General features: G+C 68.5%; 16 protein-coding genes and 1 tRNA gene. 13 read left to right on the top strand and 4 right to left on the bottom strand.

Annotated elements, in window-relative coordinates; all coding sequences use genetic code 11:
* The first annotated feature begins 10 nt into the window (after nucleotides 1–10).
* From ACEQZY_RS12700 to pelG, 7 genes are read left to right on the top strand one after another with little or no spacing between them, the layout of a single operon-like run.
* Nucleotides 11–2,236: a hypothetical protein gene (locus ACEQZY_RS12700; RefSeq protein WP_370154908.1), complete on the top strand. Its 2,226-nt coding sequence runs from the start codon at nucleotides 11–13 to the stop codon at nucleotides 2,234–2,236.
* Nucleotides 2,233–5,388 (top strand): tetratricopeptide repeat protein, encoded by a 3,156-nt coding sequence (locus tag ACEQZY_RS12695; RefSeq protein WP_370154905.1) that lies wholly within the window; start codon nucleotides 2,233–2,235, stop codon nucleotides 5,386–5,388. Before ACEQZY_RS12700 ends, ACEQZY_RS12695 begins: the two co-directional genes overlap by 4 nt.
* 39 nt (nucleotides 5,389–5,427) lie before the next feature.
* The gene (locus ACEQZY_RS12690; RefSeq protein ID WP_370154902.1) at nucleotides 5,428–6,963 is read left to right on the top strand and encodes a hypothetical protein; all 1,536 of its coding nucleotides are present in this window, start codon (nucleotides 5,428–5,430) and stop codon (nucleotides 6,961–6,963) included.
* A complete protein-coding gene (locus tag ACEQZY_RS12685; protein ID WP_370154899.1) occupies nucleotides 6,951–8,381 on the top strand; it encodes a GAF domain-containing protein in 1,431 nt (476 codons plus the stop codon). The genes ACEQZY_RS12690 and ACEQZY_RS12685 overlap by 13 nt, the downstream gene beginning before the upstream one ends.
* 4 nt (nucleotides 8,382–8,385) lie before the next feature.
* Complete coding sequence (locus ACEQZY_RS12680; RefSeq protein WP_341704492.1) at nucleotides 8,386–9,498, top strand: HEAT repeat domain-containing protein; 1,113 nt, start codon at nucleotides 8,386–8,388, stop codon at nucleotides 9,496–9,498.
* Nucleotides 9,495–11,060 (top strand): GT4 family glycosyltransferase PelF, encoded by a 1,566-nt coding sequence (pelF, locus tag ACEQZY_RS12675; protein ID WP_370154896.1) that lies wholly within the window; start codon nucleotides 9,495–9,497, stop codon nucleotides 11,058–11,060. Before ACEQZY_RS12680 ends, pelF begins: the two co-directional genes overlap by 4 nt.
* A 1-nt stretch (nucleotide 11,061) precedes the next feature.
* A complete protein-coding gene (pelG, locus tag ACEQZY_RS12670; protein ID WP_370154893.1) occupies nucleotides 11,062–12,441 on the top strand; it encodes an exopolysaccharide Pel transporter PelG in 1,380 nt (459 codons plus the stop codon).
* Between the two features lie 45 nt (nucleotides 12,442–12,486).
* Here pelG and ACEQZY_RS12665 read toward each other — a convergent pair.
* Nucleotides 12,487–12,562, bottom strand: a tRNA-Met gene (locus tag ACEQZY_RS12665).
* Nucleotides 12,563–12,648: 86 nt separating this feature from the next.
* Nucleotides 12,649–13,800, bottom strand: coding sequence for a tRNA 2-thiouridine(34) synthase MnmA (mnmA, locus tag ACEQZY_RS12660; RefSeq protein WP_370154890.1), 1,152 nt, complete (start codon nucleotides 13,798–13,800; stop codon nucleotides 12,649–12,651).
* Nucleotides 13,801–14,293: 493 nt separating this feature from the next.
* On the opposite strand from mnmA, the gene ACEQZY_RS12655 reads away from it, so the two are divergent.
* On the top strand, nucleotides 14,294–14,743 hold the full coding sequence (locus ACEQZY_RS12655; protein WP_370154888.1) for a hypothetical protein: 450 nt from the start codon (nucleotides 14,294–14,296) through the stop codon (nucleotides 14,741–14,743).
* A 493-nt stretch (nucleotides 14,744–15,236) separates the two neighbouring features.
* The gene (locus ACEQZY_RS12650; RefSeq protein WP_370154885.1) at nucleotides 15,237–15,869 is read left to right on the top strand and encodes a YecA family protein; all 633 of its coding nucleotides are present in this window, start codon (nucleotides 15,237–15,239) and stop codon (nucleotides 15,867–15,869) included.
* 20 nt (nucleotides 15,870–15,889) lie between these two features.
* On the opposite strand, the gene ACEQZY_RS12645 is transcribed toward ACEQZY_RS12650, so the two are convergent.
* A complete protein-coding gene (locus ACEQZY_RS12645; protein ID WP_370154879.1) occupies nucleotides 15,890–16,798 on the bottom strand; it encodes a LysR family transcriptional regulator in 909 nt (302 codons plus the stop codon).
* 134 nt (nucleotides 16,799–16,932) lie between these two features.
* On the opposite strand from ACEQZY_RS12645, the gene ACEQZY_RS12640 reads away from it, so the two are divergent.
* The 3 genes from ACEQZY_RS12640 (at nucleotide 16,933) to ACEQZY_RS12630 (ending at nucleotide 18,523) form a co-directional block, all read left to right on the top strand.
* The gene (locus ACEQZY_RS12640) at nucleotides 16,933–17,310 is read left to right on the top strand and encodes a DUF1330 domain-containing protein (RefSeq protein ID WP_370154878.1); all 378 of its coding nucleotides are present in this window, start codon (nucleotides 16,933–16,935) and stop codon (nucleotides 17,308–17,310) included.
* A gap of 92 nt (nucleotides 17,311–17,402) precedes the next feature.
* The gene (locus tag ACEQZY_RS12635) at nucleotides 17,403–18,080 is read left to right on the top strand and encodes a glutathione S-transferase family protein (RefSeq protein ID WP_370154875.1); all 678 of its coding nucleotides are present in this window, start codon (nucleotides 17,403–17,405) and stop codon (nucleotides 18,078–18,080) included.
* Nucleotides 18,081–18,235: 155 nt separating this feature from the next.
* Complete coding sequence (locus ACEQZY_RS12630; protein WP_341704484.1) at nucleotides 18,236–18,523, top strand: DUF1330 domain-containing protein; 288 nt, start codon at nucleotides 18,236–18,238, stop codon at nucleotides 18,521–18,523.
* A 16-nt stretch (nucleotides 18,524–18,539) separates the two neighbouring features.
* Here the strand turns inward: ACEQZY_RS12630 and ACEQZY_RS12625 are convergent, their stop codons facing one another.
* Entirely contained in the window at nucleotides 18,540–19,325 is a 786-nt protein-coding gene (locus ACEQZY_RS12625; RefSeq protein WP_370154872.1) for a sulfite exporter TauE/SafE family protein, read from the bottom strand.
* 538 nt (nucleotides 19,326–19,863) lie between these two features.
* Here ACEQZY_RS12625 and ACEQZY_RS12620 point away from each other — a divergent pair.
* Nucleotides 19,864–20,168, top strand: a 305-nt coding sequence (locus ACEQZY_RS12620) for a PAS domain S-box protein (RefSeq protein ID WP_370154869.1), incomplete at its 3' end; no start/stop codon positions are given.

Here is a 20,168-nt window from a genome sequence, read left to right as displayed (position 1 = left end):
GTTCGCGGCGATGATCCGTGCGGTCTGCCTCTGCCTGCTGGGACTGACCTTCGCCATGCTGCCGGCTGCACCGGCGCCGGCGGCGACAGAACCGCGCACCATCCTCGCCCTCTATGACGGCCGCACCGAAACGCAGCTGAAATTCAGCAACGCCCACCAGCTGGCGGCAATGCCGCTGAACCATCTCGGTCTCGTTGTCGAATTCCGCGACATCCGCGACGGCCTGCCGGATCTGGCGGACCGGAACGACCTGCGCGGCATCCTGATGTGGCTGACCAGCCAGGTGACCGAGCAGCCGGATGCCGTGTGGTCATGGCTGGAGACGGCGCTCGGGCGCGGGCTGCGGCTGGCGGTGCTGGGCGACCTGCCCCTGCGCGATCCGGCCGGGCAGGTGGTGGAGACCGCCCGCATCAACCGCGTGCTTGCGCCGCTGGGAGCGCAGCTGCAGGACCGCTGGGTGGCCGGCACCTACGGCACCCGCATCCGGCAGGCCGACCCGGCACTGATGAATTTCGAGCGCGCCCTGCCGGAAATCCTGCCCGCCTTCGGGATCTTCCGGCCCAGCGACGGGCTGGTGTCGTCCCTGCTGGTGCTGCAGGGCCCGGGCGGCGCCCAGGACGAAAGCCATGTGGCGGTCATCGGCCGCCGCGGCGGCATGGTGGCGCCGGGCTATGCATTTTTCCGCGACCCCGCCTTCCTGCGCACGCAGTGGCACCTGAACCCCTTCCGCTTCTTCGCCGCCGTGTTCGAGACCGACGGCCTGCCCAAGCCCGACATCACCACGGCCAGCGGCCGCCGGCTGTTCCACAGCCATATCGATGGCGATGGCTGGCTGAACCAGAGCCAGGTGCCCGGCTATGCCCGCCGCCGCGCCAGCGCCGCCGAAGTGATCCTGCACGAGATCGTCGACGGCTATCCCGACCTGCCGGTCTCGGTGGCGCCGGTGGCGGCCGAACTCGACCCCGACTGGCATGGCAGCGACACGGCGATGCGCATCGCCCGCGACTATTTCGCCCGGCCGAATGTCGAACCGGCCAGCCATACCTACAGCCATCCCTTCCAGTGGGGATTCTTCCGCAACTACGACCCGGCCCGCGAGGCGCCGTTCCGCGCCATCTACCGGGCGAAGGGGCAGGAGCGCTATCAGGGCAGCGATCCCGACGAGCAGAGCCGCGAGATGGAAGCCGCGCGTGCCGCCGGCCTGCGCACCGGTTACCGCATTCCGCGCGCCTATGGCGACCATCCCTTCGACATCGACCTGGAAACCGGCGGGGCCCTGCGCTTCCTGCAGGCGCTGGCGCCACCCGGCAAGCCGGTGCGGCTGGTGCAGTGGTCGGGCGATACCTCGCCGTTTCCGGAAGTCCTGCGCAAGGTCCGCGAGGCCGGTGCACTCAACATCAATGGCGGCGATTCCCGCTTCGACGACGAGTATCCGTCCTATTCCTCGGTGGCGCCGGTCGGCCTGCGCATCGGCGGCGAGATCCAGATCTACGCCGCCAATTCGAACGAGAATACCTATACCGACCTGTGGACCGGGCGGTTCTACGGCTATCGCTACCTGCGGCAGACCTGGACCAATACCGGCGCGCCCCTGCGCATCAAGCCGCTCAACCTCTACTACCATATCTATTCCGGCGAGAAGCTGGCCGCCCTCAACGCGGTGAAGGGCAATCTCGACTGGCTGCGCGGGCAGAGCATCGCCCCGGTCAGCACCTATGACTATGCCGCCATTGCCAACGGCTTCTTCACCACCCGGATCGAACGGCTCGCGCCGCGGCACTGGCGTATCCGCGACCATGGCGCGCTGGCAACCATCCGCTTCGACGGCACCCTCGCCGCCCTGACCCCCGATGCGGCTGCCAGCCGCGGCGTGATCGGCTGGCACCGCGACCAGGGCGTGCTCTATGTCGCCCTCGATGCCGATGACGCCAGCCCGGAAATCGTGCTGGCCGAGGCGCCGCCGGCCCCGGCGCATCCGCAGCTGCGGGATGCGCGCTGGCGCGTGCGCGGCTTCGCCTGCCGGCAGGCCGCCTGCAGCATGCAGGTACAGGGCTATGGCGATGGCAGCTTCACCTGGCTGGTGCCGCCGGACAGCCGCTGGCAGATCACCCTGACGGCGGCGAACGGCGCCCGCTTCCCGCATGAGGCCGCGGCCGGCGCCGACGGCCTGCTGACCTTCACCCTGCCCGCCATCGCCATCGGCGGCGCCGGCCTGCAGATCGGCCCGCGGCCATGAAGCTGAACCTGCTGCTGGTGGCTGCCGTCGTCCTCGCCGCGCTGGCGGCCAGCCTGCTCATGGTGCCGCGAACATCCGAACAGGCCCTGATGCTGCTGCGCAGCGGCGATCTCGAGGGCGCCCGCGCCCTGCTGGAGCAGAACCTGTCCGCCGGCAGGCTCGAGGCGGCGACGATCCGCCCGCTGGTCGATGTCTCGCTTGCCAATGGCGAGCCGGAACGCGCGATCGATGCCCTGGCGCTGTTCGTCGCCCGCCATCCGGACGACCCGAAAGCCCTGCGCCTGCTGGCCGACCTGCAGCGGCAGGTGAACCGCTTCGATGCCTATGCCGCCACGCTGGCCGCGCTGTATGCCGCCACCGGCGAGGCGGCGACCCTGCGCGACTATGCCGATCTTGCGGTATTCCGCGACGACCGCGCGGCCCGCCGCTGGGCGCTGGGCGAACTGGCGCGTATCGGCAGGGCCGAGCCGGAAGAGTATGTCGAACTCGCCCGCTATATGGGTCATGACGGCCGGCCGGCAGCCGGCCTCGATGCGCTGGACGGTCTGGCGAAGGCATGGCCGCGCGATGTCGACGAGACCTTCATCGACCTCTACACCGCACTGGCAAGCGCCGCCGACGCAAACCAGCGCATGCAGGCGATGCTGCTGGACTGGCTGCGCAGCGGCACCGACACCGATGCCGACAGCGTGCAGGCCCTGCTGGCCGGCGTCGCCCGGCGCCTCGGTCCGGCGGCCGCCCGCGCCGTCATCGCCGCAGCCGACCGCGATCCGCAGCTGGCCGCCCGCCATGCCGAGGCCTTTGCCGCCGCCGAGGCGGAAGCCGGTCAGCCCGATGCCGCCCTGGCACGCCTGGCCGCACGGGACACGCTGTCGGCGGCCGGCCGCCGCCTGCTGTTCGGGCTGGCGCTGGATGCCGGCCGTTTCGATCTGGCCGCGACCACCCTGGAAAGCCTGCCGGACAGCCGCCTCGCCGATCTGGTCGCCCTGCTGGATGCCCTGCCCGAAGACCGGCGCGCCGCCTTCGGCAGTCGCCTGCGCGACCGCATCGGCACCGAACAGATGGCCGCCCGTCCGCTGCTGGCGGCGCGGCTCGCCCTGGCCGTGAATGATCGCGCGGCAGCCCGGCAATGGCTGGCGCAGGTGGCGGTGGACGGGCTGGACTTTGCCGACCGCCTGTTCCTCGCCCAGGTGCTGCTGCAACTGGATGAGCACGAGCGCGGCCTCGGCCTGCTGGCGGCACTGGCCGGCGATCCGCGCCTGCCGCCGGACAGCTTCGGCGATCTCGCGCAGGCCTATCTGCGGCTCGGCCGGCAGGCCGAAGGCGCCGCCCTGCTGGCAAGCCTGCGGCAGGCACGGCCGGGCATCGCGATGCTCGATGCCGCCTGGGCACGGCTGGCGACGGCCAGCGGCGATGCGGCCGCGGTGGCCGGCTGGCTGGCGCAGGCAGCCCCGCGCGATCCCGCCCTGCTGACCGATCTGTATTATCTTGCCGGCGACCGGGCGCAATGGCCGCTGGCACTGGCAGCGGCGACCCGGCTGGCTGCCCTGCAGCCCTTCCCGGATCATGCCGTGATGCGGGCCCGTGCCCTGCTGGCGCTGAACCGGCCGGCCGAGGCCCTGCCGCTGCTGGCCAGCCTTCCGGCCGGCACGCCCGACGCGGCCCTGCTGGCGCTGGATGCCGCACGGCAATCCGGCGCCGATGCAACGGCCGCCGCGGCCGCGGCACTGGCGCAGCCCGCCCAGACGCCGCAGGAACGTCGCGACATCATCGGCGCCCTGACCGACCCGCAAATGAAACTGTCCGGCACGACAGCCGCCATCGTCGCCGCGGTCGAGGCCGACCTGGATGCCGGCAGTCTCGGTGCCGACGAACTGCAGGCCCGCCTCGAACTGCTGGCAAGGCTGGCGCCCCGGCGCGCCCTGCCGCGCTGGCAGGCGGCCGCGGCGGCCGGCAGCCGCACCATCGGCGACGGCTATCTCGACCTGCTGGCCAGGCTCGGCCGCCGCGACGACGCCGTCGCCTTCCTCGCCGGCCGCATGCAGCGCGGCGCCGGCCGCAAGGAAGCCGAGGCCGATCTTTATGCCCTGCTCGATATCGGCGGCGCCCAGCGCGCGCTGCCCTACCTGAAACAGGCCGCCGAACGCTGGGGCGGCAGCTGGCGGCCGGCCTATGAAGAGGCCCTGGAAAAGCTCGGCCGCCGCGACGAGCTGCTGGCCCTGCTGGCCGCCGTCGCCGGCGATGCGAAACGTCCGGCCGCCGAACGCCGCGACGCGGCCTTCCGCCTGCTCGATCTGGGCGACCGCGCGCCGGCCGAGGCGGCCTTCCGCCAGCTGGCCGGGCGGGAAGGCCCGGATGGCGAGAATACCCGCCAGCTGCTGTATCTCTGGGGACCGCGCCCGCGCAGGGACGGCCTCGACTGGCTGGAGGCGCGGGCCCGCGCCGCCCGCGGCGAAGCCCAGCTGCAATGGCTGCAGCTGCTGCAGGAACATGGCGGCGGCGAGCGCATGGCCGCCCTGCTCGGCAGCAGCGACGACCTGCTGGACCAGCCCCGCCGGCTCGACCTGCTGGTCGGCTATCTCGCGGAACGCCGACGCCTGCGCGAAGCCGAAGACTGGCTGCTGCGGGCCGGGCAGGCTGCCGGACGTGATGGCGCCAGGCTCGCCGCCCTGCTCGACCGTGCCGAGGAATTCGGGCTCACCCGTGCCGTCGCGGAACTGGCGCGCGCCATGGCCGCTGCCGATCCGAATGACCGCGAGGCTTTGCGGCGGCTGGCCCGGGCGGCGTTCGATGCCGGGCGGCGCAGCGAGGCACTGGCATTGTACCGGCGCTATCACGACAGCGGTCCCGGCAACTGGCAGAGCCATTACAATTACGGCGAACTGCTGCTGTCCGGCCAGAAACGCAGCGAGGCGGCACAGCAGTACCGCCAGGCGCTGGCGATCATCGACCGGCAGCTGCAGCCCGGCGCCGAAGCGGCCCGGGCGCGCCCCTTCCTGCTGGGCCGGCTGGGCCGGCTCGACGAGATGGACGAGGCCATGGCCGCCCTGCTGAAGGCCCGCCCCGGCGATACCGACCTGCGCACGGACCTGGCCGGCCTGCTGATCGACCTCGGCCGCCTCGACGAGGCGGAACGGATTATCAATCCTTAACCGCCATAACCGGGCAGGAATGATTTAGAGTAGAATTACATGATGCGATTTCCACATACCGTCCGCCGGCCCGCCGCCATTGCCCTGTTCGCCCTGACCCTGACCGCAGGCGGCGGCGCCATGGCCCCCGCACAGACCGCTAACGATCTGTTCCTCAAGGGGAAAGCCCCCGAGATCGAACTGACCGCGGATCGCTTCGAGCTGCTGCTGCGCTTTCCGCAGCCGGTCGACCCGGCCCTGGCCGATACCCTGCCCCGGCTGTTTCCCGATCTCGTCGAGTTCGTCAGCACGGGCTATGACCAGATTCTGATCCGCGGCAAGCGGCCGCTGGCCTACAGTATTGCCCCGGCCGAAGGCGGCAGCCGCCTGCAGCTGGCCGCCGGCGCGCCGGCACCGGATGCGGCCGCGGCCGGTGACCAGCCGGCCGACCTGCGCCGCGGCCTGACCCTGGCGCGACTGGAAATCCAGCGCGGCCAGATCGGCCAGGCCACCATGCGGCTGGATAGCCTGACCGCGCGCTATGGCGAACGGGCCGAGATTCTCGCCGCCCGTGCCGAACTGGCCGAAACCCGCGGCGCCTGGCGCCAGGCGGCCGACAATTTCCGCCGCGCCGGCGCGCTCGACCGCGACAACGAGTTCTATGCCGATGCGGCCCGCCGCATGGGACAGCAGGGCGCGCCGTTTGTCCGCGCCGATACCGATGTCGTCAAGGTGCGGAATGCCGACCGGCAGGTGATCACCGTCGGCCAGGGCCAGGCTGCCATCGGCAGGATGACCGATGCCGGCGCCATCGTGGAAACCCGGCGGCTGGATACCGATGCCGCCCTGCGGCCCGACGGCACCAGCCGCGCCGCCCATCTCGACCGCCAGCGCGCCGAGGTCTATGTCAGTCACAGCTTCGATGCCGGCGGCACCCTGCGCGGCGCGCTGCTTGCCAATTCGGAAGGCACGCCCGGCGCCGCCGTTTCCTATGCCTGGCGCGATGCCCGGCAGGAAACCCGCATCGGTGCCACCTACCACCGCTCCTACTGGGAACTGGTTTCCGGCATCGTCAATGACGGCCGCCACGACAATGTCGAACTGCAGCATGAACGCCAGCTCGGCGATGGCTGGTCGGGCGGGCTCGGCCTGCGCTACAACCGCTACGGCATCGACGGCGATGACGATGTGACCCGCAGCGCCGGCCTCACCGGCAGCCTGCGCAAGGCATTCACCATCAACGGCCTCGATCTCAGTGCCGGCTACGGCCTCGATGGCGAATACATCGACAGCCAGCAATCCTATCGGGCTGCCGACGGCACGCTGTTCCGCCCGCTCGATATCGCCACCCGCGAAATCCACAGTCTCGACCTGGCCGTGACCGAGACCCTGGCCAACTGGCTGCGCATGGACCTGTATGGCGGCTATGCCTATGACCGCTACAACGAGGGCGGTCCCTTCGTGGGGGGCAGCCTGACCCTGGTCGGGCTGGAGCAGTTCGAAGCCGGCCTGCGCGCCAGCCGCGCCAAGGCCCTGTCGCGCGGCAGCAACGACGACGTCACCCGCGCCGGCGCCTATGCCCAGTGGCGGTTCTGACCGCGCCGCGCCTCGCGATGGACCCCGCCAGCCCTGCCGAAACCGATGCCCCGCCCCGGCCCGCCCGCCGGCTGGCCGGCTGGCGGCTGATCGCGCTGCTGGAGATCGGCGTCTTTCTCATCGCGGCCCTGCTGCTGGACCATTACCTGTTCGCCGGCGACCGCTTCGCGGCGGTGCAGCCGCATCCCTTCTGGATCATCATCCTGCTGACGGCGGCGCAGTACGGCACCGGCGAGGCACTGCTGGCCACCATCGCCTGCAGCATCGCCCTGCTGGCCGGCAATATCCCGGACCAGCCGATCGACCAGGATATCTACAGCTTCTACCTCGACCTGTTCCGCAACCCCATTCTCTGGCTGCTGACCGTGATCTTCGTCGGCGAGATCGGCCGGCGCCACCGCAACCGCATCGCCGACCTGTCGCATCGGCTGTCCCACAGCGAACGCCAGGTCGGCGTGCTCGACGAAGCCTACCGCAAGCTCGCGGAAGCAAAGACCCGGCTGGAAGTGCGGGTGGCCGGGCAGATGAAAACCGTGGTCGCGCTCTACGAGGCCGCGCGCGCCATCGACCGGCAGGCGCCCGAAGAGGTGCTGGCCGGCGTCGACCAGATCATCCGCACCATCCTGGATCCGCAGCAGTATTCGGTCTTCATGCTGCAGAACGGCGTGCTGCGGCCGCTGGTCACCGAGGGCTGGGAGAAGCCGGACCAGTATCGCCGCGAGTTCACCGCCGACAGCCCGCTGTTCCATGCCGTGATCGGCCAGCAGCGCCTGCTGCATGCGGCGCAGCCGGCGGATCTGGGCATCCTGAATGGCGAGGGCGTGATCGCCGGCCCACTGCTGGCGGCGGATACCGGCGAGGTCTATGGCATGCTGAAGATCGAGCGGATCGGCTTTCTCGACTTCACCCTGTCGACGCTGGAGAATTTCCGCGTCACCTGCGACTGGATCGCCACCGCCTATGCCCATGCCCTGCGCTTCAGCAAGGCCGAGGCCGGGGCCGCCTATGGCACCAGCCGCGCCCTGTTCGCCGCCGGCTTCCGCGAGCGGCAGACCCGGGTGATCACCGACCTCGCCCGCCGGACCGGCTTTCCGGTCAGCGCGCTGCGGCTGTCGGTGCAGGGCAGCGAGAAGGTGCCCGAAGCGCGCCGCCCCGCCATTTCGGCCGCCGTCGGCAAGGCCGTGCAGGCCACCCTGCGCGACAGCGACCTTGCCTTCGAACACCAGAAGAGCGGCTGGGATTTCGAAGTCCTGCTGCCGGCCACGCCGCACAGGCATGCCACCGTCGCCGCCGAGAAGCTGCGCCATGAACTGACCGCCCTGCTGGCTAAGGAGCATCCCGGCCTGCAGGTCAGCATCGCCGTCCGCCGCCTGTATGATCCGTCGGACGGCAATGGCGGCACCGGCGCGCAGGACTGACGGGATGTCTGCCGCCGCCGACAGCACCGCCCTGCCGGCCGCCGCGACGACACGCGGCCGCAACGAATGGCGCCGCACCCTCGAAATCCTGCTGCCCTGCCTGCTGCTGCTGGCGGCGCAGACCGGCCTGCTGTGGCTGGCCTTTACCGGCCGCATCGGCCTGCTGCCTTTCGCCTGTTTCCATATCGGCATCGTGCTGCTGGTGCTGGGCTGGGCCTACAGCTTCCGGCGCGGCGGCCGCATCAACCGGTTTGCCATGCTGCTTGCCGTCACCGGCGGCTTTTTCGGCCCCCTCGGCACGCTGGGGCTGGCGGTCATCACGCCCCTGCAGGTACTGCTGCGCCGCCAGGCCACGCCTTTCGAGCAATGGTATGCGGCGCTGTTTCCCGAAGACAGCGACGACGAGGACGAGAAGCTGTACCGGCTGGTAGCCTCCGGCCGCGCCGCCAACCAGGCGCTGAGCGGCATCGACTCCTTCACCGACGTGATGCGCCTGGGCAGCATCGAGCAGAAACGCGCCGTACTCATGCTGCTGGCGCGCCGTTTCCGCCCGGAATTCGCTCCGGCCCTGAAACAGGGGCTGCAGGACAGCAACGCGGCGATCCGTGTGCAGGCGGCCACCGCCGCGGCGGAGATCGAGGATTCCTTCACCACCCAGACCCTCGAACTCGAGGCCGCCGTGCAGGCCGAACCGGACAGCTTCGACCGTCATCTCGCCCTGGCCCGGCATTACGACAGCTATGCCTTCTGCGGCCTGCTGGATGCCGCGCGCGAGCATGCCGGCCGCCGCGCAGCCCTGCAGCATTACGGCGAATGCCTGAAGCTGAACCCGCGCGATACCGAGCTGCGCATGGCGATCTGCCGGATCCTGGTGCGCGAGGGCCGGTATGCCGATGCGGTCGACTGGCTGGGCCAGCGCCTGCAGCGCGAGGGCGCCAGCCGGGCCATCGTGGGCTGGTATCTCGAATGCCTGTTCCAGTTGCACCGCTACGGCGAGGTCCACGGCATCGTCACCCGCTTCCGCGACCTGCTGCAGAGCGAAGACGGCGACGGGGAAGACCGTCTGGACCAGAGCGCGCGGCTGTGGCTGGCGGCGGATCGCGGGGTGCCGGCATGAGCACGCGCGCCCCCGCCGATATCTGCATGATCCTCGAGGGCACCTATCCCTACGTGGCCGGCGGCGTGTCGTCCTGGGTGCACGACATGCTGCGCACCCATGCGGACCGCAGCTTTCACCTGGTCTGCCTGCTGCCCGACCGGCAGGAACGCCAGCACCGCTATACCGTGCCTGGCAATGTGGTGGGCATCGACCATGTCTACCTGCAGGAGATCGCACCCGGCAGCCGCCCGCGCCCCGGCGACCACCGGCTGTTCCGGCGCATGGAATCCGGCATCACCGCGATGGTCCGGGGCGGCCGGCTGGAAGACCTGGCCCGCCTCGATGCGGCGCTGGCCCCGATGCGCCGCCGCCTCGGCCGCCGCCGCCTGCTGAATTCCGCCGCCGCCTGGCAGAGCATCCTGCGCCTCTACGAACGCGAACTGCCGGAAGCCTCGTTTCTCGAATTCTTCTGGAGCTGGCGCAGCATGATGTCGAGCCTGTTCGCCGTCATGCTGGCCGATATTCCGCCGGCCCGGCTCTATCACACCATCTCGACCGGCTATGCCGGCGCGCTGGCCGCCCGCGCCCATATCGCAACGCGCCGGCCGGTGCTGGTCACCGAGCATGGCATCTACACCAACGAGCGCCGCATCGAGATCACCATGGCCAACTGGCTGCACGAGGTGAATGCCGGCTCGCTGGCCCTGCAGCGCAAGAAGCGCGACCTGCGCGACCTGTGGATCGACAGTTTCACCGGCTATTCGCACTGCACCTATTCTGCCGCCAGCCGCATCATCACCCTCTATGGCGGCAACCAGGATCTGCAGCGCCGCGACGGCGCCCCGGAAGACCGCCTGCTGGTGATCCCGAACGGCATCGATTTCGACCGCTTCGCCGCCATCCCGCGGGTCAATGGCGGCCGGCCGCCGACCATCGCGCTGATCGGCCGCGTGGTGCCGATCAAGGACGTGAAGACCTATATCCGCGCCGCCGGCCTGCTGCGCCGCCAGATCCCCGACCTGCAGGCGCTGGTGCTGGGCCCAACCGAGGAAGATCCGGCCTATGACCGCGAATGCCGCGAACTGGTCGCCATGCTGGGCCTGGGCGAAACCGTGCTGTTCAAGGGCCAGGTGAAGCTGGACGACTGGCTCGGCCGCCTCGATGCCATCGTGCTGACCAGCATCTCGGAGGCGCAGCCGCTGGTGATCCTCGAAGCCGGCGCCGCCGGCGTGCCCACGGTTGCCACCGATGTCGGCGCCTGCCGCGAGATGATTCTCGGCCCGCCGGACGAGACGCCGGCGCTGGGGGACGGCGGCGCCATCACGCCGCTGGCCAATCCGCAGGCGACGGCGGCGGCGCTGGCCGGGCTGCTGCGCAGTCCGGAGCGGCTGGCGGAAGCCTCCCGCGCCATCCGCGAACGGGTGCGCCAGCGCTACAACAAGCGGCATCTGGACCGCATCTACGCCGATCTCTATGCCGAGACGATGGCGCTGCCCGATGCCGCGCCGGTGCATCTGCACACGCCGCGGCCGGCCGGATTCTTCGCCGGCTGGCGGCAGAAGCGCCGGGGCGCGGCCTGACATGGCGGGCATCGGCTTTGTCCTGCGCCGCCTGACCCGCCAGGACGACCTGACCGGCGTCGTGGTCGGCTATGTCTACGCGGCGCTGGTCTCGTCGGGCCCCTTCCTGGTGACGGTGATCGCCATGGCGGCGGTCGGCCTGCTGGGCGATGCCGCCGGCGAGCAGCCCGCCGTCGCCACCTTCCGGCTGGTCACCATCTACAATTTCGCCCTGTCGCTGGTCTGCTGCGGCCCCTTCCTGCTGGTGATGACGCGCTATCTGGCCGACCGCATCTACGAGCACAAGGTGGAAGAGGCGCCCGGCATGCTGATCGGCGCCACCGCGGTCACCCTCGGGCTGCAGCTGCCGCTGGTGGTGTGGCTGTATTTCATCCATGCCGACATGACCCTGCCCGAGCGGCTGGCCGCCAGCGTGCATTACTTCCTGATCTGCGGCATCTGGCTGGTCAGCGTGTTCCTGTCGGCGCTGAAGGATTACCGCGCCATCGGCTACAGCTTCGCCGGCGGCATGGCGCTGGGCTTCGCCGCCGCCCATCTGCTGCTGCCGGATTTCGGCGCCGCCGGCCTGATCGGCGGCTTTGCCATCGGCCTAGCGGCGATCTTCTTCGCGCTGACCCTGCGGGTGATGGTGGAATATCCCTACGGCATCCTGCGCCCCTTCGCCTTCCTGCGCTATTTCCCGCGCGTCTGGCAGCTGGCGGTATTCGGCTTCGCCTACAACCTGACGATCTGGTGCGACAAGCTGGTGCTGTGGCTGGCGCCCGAGGCGGAGACCGCCGCCATCGGCCTGGTCAGCAACCCGGCCTATGACAGCGCCATGTTCCTCGCCAACCTGACCACGGTGCCGGTGCTGGCGGTGTTCATCATCGCCATCGAGACGGAGTTCTTCGAGCGCTACCAGACCTTCTACCGCGCCATCGAGCAGCATGCGACATACCGCGAGATCCGCGCCAACCAGGCGGCGATCGCCCGCACGCTGGCCACGGCCGGGCGCAGCATCCTGCTGCTGCAATGCATCGTCGCCGCGCTGGCGATCCTGGCGAGTCCGGCCCTGTTCGCCGCCCTGGGCATCGACGCGCGGCAGCTGGGCATCTTCCGGCTGGGCACGCTGGGTTCGCTGTTCCAGATCCTGTTCGTCTTCCTGACCATCGTGCTGGCCTATTTCGACCTGCGGATGCGGCTGGTGCAGGTGACCCTGCTGTATCTGGGACTGAATGCCGGCCTCAGCTGGGCCAGCCTCGCCTGGGGCTTCGCCTGGTATGGCTACGGCTTTTTCCTCGCCTCGCTGCTGGCCTTCCTGGCGGCGCTGGCGGTGGTGATCCGCGAGGTCGGCCGGCTGCCCTTCCTGACCTTCGTCAAGAACAATGCCAGCATCCGCTGAGGCGACGCCGGCGCGGGGACAAGTCTCTGTTTTTTCAGGAGAAAATGGTGGCTGGAGGCGGACTTGAACCGCCGACCCAGGGCTTATGAGTCCCTTGCTCTACCAACTGAGCTATCCAGCCACTGTGCCGTGTGGGCGGCGCATGGAATACGGGGCCGGCGCCGGGATGTCAAGCATGCCGCAAGCGGCTGAGCCGCCTGTGGAAAATCAGGCGGCGGCGCTGCTGCCGGCGGCGGCCGCGGGCCGCGCGATCCAGCCGCCGCCGAGCAGCCGGTCGCCATCATAGACCACCCCGGCCTGGCCCGGCGCCACGCCGAATTCCGCCACCGCCAGGTCGAGCCTTGCCGTATCGGGCGACGGCCCCGGATAGATCGTCGCCGCCACCGCCGGCTGCGCCGAGCGCAGCTTCACGGTGACCGCGCGGCCCGCGGCCGGAATCCCGCCCGCCTCCAGCCAGTTGAGTTCGCGCAAGGATACCTCCGTGCGCGCCAGCGCCGCCTTCGGCCCGACCACCACCTGCCGCTTCGCCGCATCCAGGCGCAGGACATACAGCGGCTCGGGCCCGGCAATGCCGATGCCCTTGCGCTGGCCGACGGTGAAGCGGATCACGCCGTCATGCCGCCCCAGCACATGGCCCTGCGCATCGACGATCTCGCCGGCCTCGACCGCTTCCGGCCGCAGCTTCGCCACCACGGACGCATAATCGCCATCGGGCACGAAGCAGATATCCTGGCTGTCGGGCTTGTCGGCCACCGCGAGGCCGAAGCCTTCCGCCAGCCGGCGCACCTCGGACTTGTCCATGCCGCCCAGCGGGAAGCGCAGGTAATCGAGCTGCGCCTGCGTGGTGGTGTAGAGGAAATAGCTCTGGTCGCGGCGCGGATCGGCGCCTCTGTGTAACTCCGGGTGACCACCTGCCCCAAGAATGCGCTGCACGTAATGGCCGGTGGCGAGGCAGTCGGCGCCGAGATCGCGGGCGGTCTGCAGCAGGTCGCGGAATTTCACACGCTGGTTGCAGCGGATGCAGGGGATCGGCGTCTCGCCCTGCATGTAGCTGTCGGCGAATTCGTCGATCACCGACTGGCGGAAGCGGCTTTCGTAATCCAGCACGTAATGCGGAATGCTTAAGCGCGCCGCCACGTTGCGGGCATCGTGGATATCCTGCCCGGCGCAGCAGGCGCCCTTGCGCGCGATCGCCGCGCCGTGATCGTAAAGCTGGAGCGTGATCCCGACCACGTCATAGCCCTCGCGCGCCAGCAGCCCGGCCACCACCGACGAATCCACCCCGCCCGACATGGCGACCACCACGCGGGTTTCGGAGGGCGGCTTGGCGAAGCCGAGGCTGTTGGGCGCGGGGATCATCGCGCGGGACACTCCTGTATGCGGCCGGCATATGCGGCCTGTCGTATGCGGGGCCGGACTATACCGCCCGGCGGCCGGGGGGCAACCACAATACCGCCCGGACCGGACCAGCCGGGCCGGACCACCCGGGCCGGACCGCCCGTGACCGTTTCTGACCGCCAGTGACCATTCGTGACCGCTGGTGACCGCTGCGGACCGTTTCTGACCGCTGGTGACCGCCCGTGACCGCTGCGGACCGCTGGTGACCGGCGCTGACCGTTTCTGACCGTTCCGCACATCTTCTGACAGCCGTGATAGCACTGCTATCGCCCGGCACGGCCGGCCCGGTCTCCGAAGGCGGCCCCGGAAGCGAGCCCCGAAGGCGGCCCCCGAAAGCAACCCTTGAAAACAACGACAGGGAACATAGATCGAACTGGCAGCAAATCAAGGGGCGGCATGCACCTGCAACCGCCTCAGTATTCACCCTGCCCGGATCACCTGCCCGGAGACCGCCATGACCGCCCGCCCCACTCCGAAAAGCAAGGCCCCGCCGCTGCCCGACAGCCGCGCGATCAGCCGGCGCATCGCCGTGCCCTTCGCGGCGGTCTGCGCCTTTCTCTCCGACCCGGGCAACTGGCCGCGCTGGGCCGAGGGGCTCGGCAGCCTCAGCCATGACGCCGGGACCGATACCTGGACGACCCGCAGCCCCGATGGCCGCATCATGCGCGTGACCTTCAGCCCGCCCAACACCAAGGGCATTTTCGATCACACGGTCTATCCGCCGGCGGAAGACAATGCGCCACCCATTCAGGTGCCGCTGCGGGCCGAGCCGGACGGCGCGGAGGCAACGCTGGTGACCCTCACCCTGATCCGCCAGCCCGGCATGGAGGATGCGGCCTTTGAACGGGATGCGGCATGGGTGGAGGGGGATCTGGAGAGATTGGCGAAAGCAATAGAAAGCTAGCCGGCATCAACCTGACCTACCGCCTCTCCCATCGTCACCCTCGGGCTTGACCCGAGGGTCTCAGGCAAATTCCAAGAGTGGCCAACATACATTCTTACTCATCAGACTTCGCCACATAGCATACACACCCATTGGTACAATTACCGGGCACAAAATAATCTCTTGGCACCTTCTCTCATCAAGGCAAGTTCGTCACGCTTACTTGTCAATGCCATTCACAGATACTCCACCTATGAGCATGAGGTGACAAATGAATATCTGTATGTTCTGCCAAGAACCTCTATCAAAGGGAAATCGAGCAAAGGAGCATATCCTCTCGAAAGATCTCCTTGCAGAGTTCACTTTGAGCAAAGTGATCTTGCAGCACTCCGACCTATCAATCATAAGCAAAAACTTCTCCGGCGGGCATATATCCATACAAGAGGTACAGAGGTCCCCAACATACTCAGGCTTCATTGCTGGGAAAGTATGCGCAAAATGCAATAACGGGTGGATGAATCAGCTTGAACAGGAAACACGCCCCCTCCTCTATCCATTAATCAGAGGAGATACGGAAGTTTCAAATCTTCACGCTCATGAGAAGGAAATACTCTCCATTTGGGCTTTCAAAACTGCATCTACATTAAGCCAGTCAACGGGAGCGGTTCAATTCAACATTCCTCTACAACATAGCAGACAGCTCTACATTGATGACGCCGTATGCCTGCCGCAAAACACAGCGGTTTTCGCCTACTCAGCTCAGACAAATGACTTTTTATGGAGCTTATGCCCAACTTGGTCGGTGCAGATAGAAGATGAAATAGATAGCATTGCGCTTCCAAGCCAGCATGAGCATGCATATAAAATATTCTTACAGCTTGGAAGACTAATGATCGCAGTATGCCATTGGCCAAACGCAAAGGCTACGTACACTTTCGAGCAGTGGGGAATTGAACCGATAGATATAAATGGAAGCTATTTAGATATTGACGAAGATTGTCGTCCTTTCTTTCAAGAAGAGTCATTGCAATTCATGATGGCCCTTGGGGTACACTTAGCCCCCCAAGGGGAAATACAGAAAGTTGGACGCAATACGCCATGCCCTTGCGGCAGCAGGAAAAAATTCAAACTTTGCCATGGCGCCTAACTTCCAACTGACAGCATCCCTCACCCCGCCCGCCCCTTCCGCTTCCCCGCACTCTCCTCCAGCACTGCGGCCAGGGCGCGCACCTTCGCCTGCGGCTGGTCGTGGCGCCAGACCAGCAGGGTGGTGGCGCTGCGGAAGGGCGGTGGCAGGCGGTGCAGGCGCACGCCGGATTCGCTGACGCCGGCCAGCACGCTGCGCGGCATCAGCGCCACGCCCATGCCAGCGGCGACGCAGCCCAGGGCCACGTGATACGAGCCGAGTTCCACCAGGCGCTCGGCCGGCACGCCGCCGGTGGCCAGCCAGGTTTCCAGCCGCTGGCGGTACGGACAGCCGGGATGGAACACCAGCAGGCTGCGCTGGCGCAGGTCGGCCGGGCGGCGCACCGGCGGATGCGATGCCGCCGTCACCAGCACCAGTTCCTCCGTGAAGAGCGGCAGCGTCGCCATCCGCGCCAGCGCCGCGCCGGCCGCCTCGTCGCCCGCGAAAGCCTCAGTCATCAGCGCCGCATCGAGCGCGCCGGCGGCGATGCGGCCGAGCATGTCGCGCGGGCTGCCGGTGGAGAGTTCCACCTGCACGGCGGGATGGCGGCGGTGGAATTCGGCCAGCGGCCCGGGCAGCCGCACCGCCGCCGTGCTTTCCATCGCGCCCAGCCGCAGCAGACCGCGCGGCGCCGCATCCTGCAGGGCATCCTGCGCCTCGGCGGCCAGCGCCAGCAGGCGGCGGGCGTAATCCTGCAGCTGCTCGCCGGCCGGGGTGAGCGCAAGCCGGCGGCCGGCGCGGCGGAATAACGGCTGGCCGACGCTGTCTTCCAGCTTGCGGATGCGCGCGGTGACGTTGGACTGCACGCGATGCAGCCGCGCGGCGGCGCGGGTCACCCCGCCGGCCTCGATCACCGCGAGGAAGACGCGCAGGTCGGATAACTCCATCATGGCAATTCCATCGCGGCGGCCTCTCCATTGTTCCCGTTTCGAGAACAATCTGATCTGAATTATTCATTTTTCATGATGACCAGCAAGGCCTATCTCTGCGCCATGCAGCCCCGCCAACCATGCCGGAGAGCCTCATGAGCAAAGCCTACTGGATCGTGCGCGTCAGCGTACAGGATGCCGCCCGCTATCCCGAGTATCTGGCCGCCGCGAAGCCGGCCTTCGAGAAATACGGCGCCCGCTTCCTGGTGCGCGGCGGCGCCAGCGCGGTTCTCGAAGGCCGCGGCCGCGACCGCAACGTGGTGGTCGAGTTCGCCGACCGCACCACCGCGCAGGCCTGCTACGACAGCCCGGAATACAGCGCGGCGAAAACCATCCGCCAGGCCGCGGCCGAAACCGATTTCGTCATCCCGGAGGGAGTCGATAGCGGTGTCGATAATGCGAACCCTGCCGGCGGCGGGCCGAAGCCGTGGCCCGATCCGGCCTTCCGTCCGGTCTTCAGCCGTTATTACTGAGCGGCATTGCAACCCGACAATTCCGCGCTTGGCGCGGCCGCGCGCCGCTTCTAGGCTGCGCGCATCTCCGGCTTCAGCATCGGGTGCAGGTCATGCTCCGCGTCCTCGGTTTCGTCGCCTCGATCAATGTGCGCAAGGTGCTGTGGGCCTGCGAAGAGATCGGCGTCCCCTATCTGCTGGAGCCCTGGGGCGGGCGCGAGGGCCGGCCCACATCCGATTCCGCCTTCCGCGCCCTCAATCCCGCCGGTCTGGTGCCGGTGGTGGTGGATGGCGACCCGGCGCAGGGCGGCCTCGTGCTGCCGGAATCGAACACCATCCTGCGCTGGCTGGCCACCCGGCACGAGCGCCGCGACCTGCTGCCGCCGGCCGATGCCGCCCATGCGGCGGCGCGCGCCCGCATCGAGCAGTGGATCGACTGGCAGGCCACCGAGTTCAACGGCGCCTGGCTCTATGCCTTCCTGGCGCTGGTCCGCCGCACGCCCGGCCATGACGATCCGGCGAAGATCGCCGCCTCGCTGGCGGCCTGGGACGGCATGGTCGCGCTGATCGATGCGCAGCTGCAGAAGACCGGCGGGCATATCGCCGGGCCGGAATTCACCCTGGCCGACATTCCGGTCGGCCTCGGGCTGCATCGCTGGATGACGCTGCCGGCGGCGCTACGGCAACCCCATGCGGGGCCGCGCCCCACCCTGCCCCATGCGGAGGCCTATCACGCGCGGCTGGCGGCGCGGCCGGCCTTTGCCGCCCATGGCAGCCTGACCGAAATCTGATCAGCGCGGGATCAGATCACCGCGGAATCTGATCAGCGCGGGATCTGATCAGCGGAAATTGGATCGCGGATGACGGGCCCGGTCGCGGATGACGGCAGCGGCCGGGCCGCGTAGTCTGGCGCATCCGCCGTCCGCAGGGAAACAGAGAGAACAGGATGCCGAAGGGATACTGGATCGTGCGCGTCGATATCCGCGAGCCGGCGCGCTATCACGAATACCTCGCCGCCGCGCAGCCGGCCTTCGACAAATACGGCGCCCGCTTCCTGGTGCGCGGCGGCCCCTTCGAGGCGCGCGAGGGCACGGCGCGGGGCTATAACGTGGTGGTCGAGTTCGACGACCTCGCCACCGCGCGGGCCTGCTACGACAGCCCGGAATACCTCGCCTCGGTGGCGATCCGCCAGCGGCTGGCCGATGCGGATTTCCTAATCATCGAAGGCACCTGACAGGAGACCGGCCCGCCTAGGCCAGCCACGGCGCCGCCAGCAGCCAGCGGCCGGCGATGTAAAGCCCCAGCAGCAGCAGGGCGATGAAGAAGACCCGGCGGAAGGCGGCCTCCGACAGGCGGCGGCGCAGCGCCCGGCCCGCCGCCATCCCGGCCAGGGCCGGGATCACCGCCAGCGCCGAGCTGCCGAGCAGCTCGCCCGGCAGCAGGCCGCGGCCGCCCAGCGCCAGGCCGAGCGCGACGGTCGAGGCCATGAACAGCATCCCCATCGCCTGCACCAGCGCCTCGCGGCCGAGCCCCAGGCTCTGCAGATACAGCACGCCCGGCACCACGAAGCTGCCGGTCAGGCCGGTCAGCACGCCGTTGACGATCCCGGCCAGCGGCCCGGCCCAGGCCTCCCGGCGCGGCGGCAGCTGCCAGGCCGGCCGCATCAGCCCGAGCAGGGCATAGGCGATCACCAGCGCACCGAGCAGGGCCTTCAGCGCGCCGGCATCGGCGGTCTTCAGCGCGGCGGCGCCGAACCAGATCGACAGGCTGGCGCAGAGCAGGAACGGCCACAGCCGGCGCAGCAGGGGCATGAACTGCCCGCCGCCGGCCATCTGCCAGATATTGGTGACAAACGACGGCACCAGCAGCAGCGCCATGGCGGCGCGGATATCCATGGTCACCGCCAGCAGGCCGAGCGAGACGGTGGGCAGGCCGAGGCCGATCGCCCCCTTCACCGTTCCGGCCAGCAGGAAAACGGCACCGATCCACAGCAGCAGGGTGGCATCGGCAGGCAGGAAGGCGGCGGGATCGGGCATGGCGGTGCGGTTTCCGGACAGGGGACGATACCCCCGGTTATGCCATCCCGCGGGCGGGCGATGCTTCGGTTCCGGCCGAACTGTCCGCGGCGGGAATGACAATAGTCACAGACAACCGCGGGAGGCCGGATTCCGGCGGGTATCAACCGAACGGTTGAAACACGGGCCGAGGCATACATCTGGACACGAACGCGCGGGTCCGCGCCAGGAAAAATAATATTCATAAAAATCATATATTTATACGATGACAATAGTGATACGATACTATGCAGTCATCCAGTTCCAGTCGGCCGGCGTATCTTCAGCCGCAAGATCATCCTCGCCCGCAGGAGAGTTTCGGCGGGCATCTTCCACCAGATCCAGACCGTGCCGGCATGCATGTTCCTGTTTCATGCATCTGCCGGCGGATGCGTTACCGATTTCCAACCATCGCGTTATCGCAAAGACACTCCGCCGCCGGCCGATGGCCAAGGCAGTGTCGCGTCACCCGGCCGGGCTGCCGCCCTGCCCAGTGCAACCGAAAGAAGGACCAACCGCCATGTTCGGCTTTTCCAGCAAGATGTCGGGCAGCGACATGCAGGGCCAGATCGCCGCGATCAACCGCGCGCAGGCCGTGATCGAATTCGCCCTCGACGGCACCATCCTGCATGCCAACGAGAATTTCCTGAAGACCATGGGCTATACCCTCGACGAGGTGAAGGGCCGGCATCACAGCCTGTTCGCCGAGCCGGCCCAGGCCCAGAGCGCCGAATACAAGGCCTTCTGGGACAAGCTGCGCCGCGGCGAATACGACGCCGGCCAGTACCGGCGGCTGGGCAAGGGCGGCCGCGAGGTCTGGATCCA

The sequence above is a fragment of the Ferrovibrio sp. genome, assembly GCF_964218355.1.
GTDB lineage: Bacteria > Pseudomonadota > Alphaproteobacteria > Ferrovibrionales > Ferrovibrionaceae > Ferrovibrio.
Note: the sequence above shows the minus strand (reverse complement) of the source record. Positions and strands in the feature narration are given on the sequence as shown.

Coding starts and splice junctions, on each gene's coding strand:
- ACEQZY_RS12700 (WP_370154908.1), top strand. CDS start 11: ATGATCCGTGCGGTCTGCCTCTGCCTGCTGGGACTGACCTTCGCCATG.
- ACEQZY_RS12695 (WP_370154905.1), top strand. CDS start 2,233: ATGAAGCTGAACCTGCTGCTGGTGGCTGCCGTCGTCCTCGCCGCGCTG.
- ACEQZY_RS12690 (WP_370154902.1), top strand. CDS start 5,428: ATGATGCGATTTCCACATACCGTCCGCCGGCCCGCCGCCATTGCCCTG.
- ACEQZY_RS12680 (WP_341704492.1), top strand. CDS start 8,386: ATGTCTGCCGCCGCCGACAGCACCGCCCTGCCGGCCGCCGCGACGACA.
- pelF (WP_370154896.1), top strand. CDS start 9,495: ATGAGCACGCGCGCCCCCGCCGATATCTGCATGATCCTCGAGGGCACC.
- pelG (WP_370154893.1), top strand. CDS start 11,062: ATGGCGGGCATCGGCTTTGTCCTGCGCCGCCTGACCCGCCAGGACGAC.
- mnmA (WP_370154890.1), bottom strand. CDS start 13,800: ATGATCCCCGCGCCCAACAGCCTCGGCTTCGCCAAGCCGCCCTCCGAA.
- ACEQZY_RS12655 (WP_370154888.1), top strand. CDS start 14,294: ATGACCGCCCGCCCCACTCCGAAAAGCAAGGCCCCGCCGCTGCCCGAC.
- ACEQZY_RS12650 (WP_370154885.1), top strand. CDS start 15,237: ATGAATCAGCTTGAACAGGAAACACGCCCCCTCCTCTATCCATTAATC.
- ACEQZY_RS12645 (WP_370154879.1), bottom strand. CDS start 16,798: ATGATGGAGTTATCCGACCTGCGCGTCTTCCTCGCGGTGATCGAGGCC.
- ACEQZY_RS12640 (WP_370154878.1), top strand. CDS start 16,933: ATGAGCAAAGCCTACTGGATCGTGCGCGTCAGCGTACAGGATGCCGCC.
- ACEQZY_RS12635 (WP_370154875.1), top strand. CDS start 17,403: ATGCTCCGCGTCCTCGGTTTCGTCGCCTCGATCAATGTGCGCAAGGTG.
- ACEQZY_RS12630 (WP_341704484.1), top strand. CDS start 18,236: ATGCCGAAGGGATACTGGATCGTGCGCGTCGATATCCGCGAGCCGGCG.
- ACEQZY_RS12625 (WP_370154872.1), bottom strand. CDS start 19,325: ATGCCCGATCCCGCCGCCTTCCTGCCTGCCGATGCCACCCTGCTGCTG.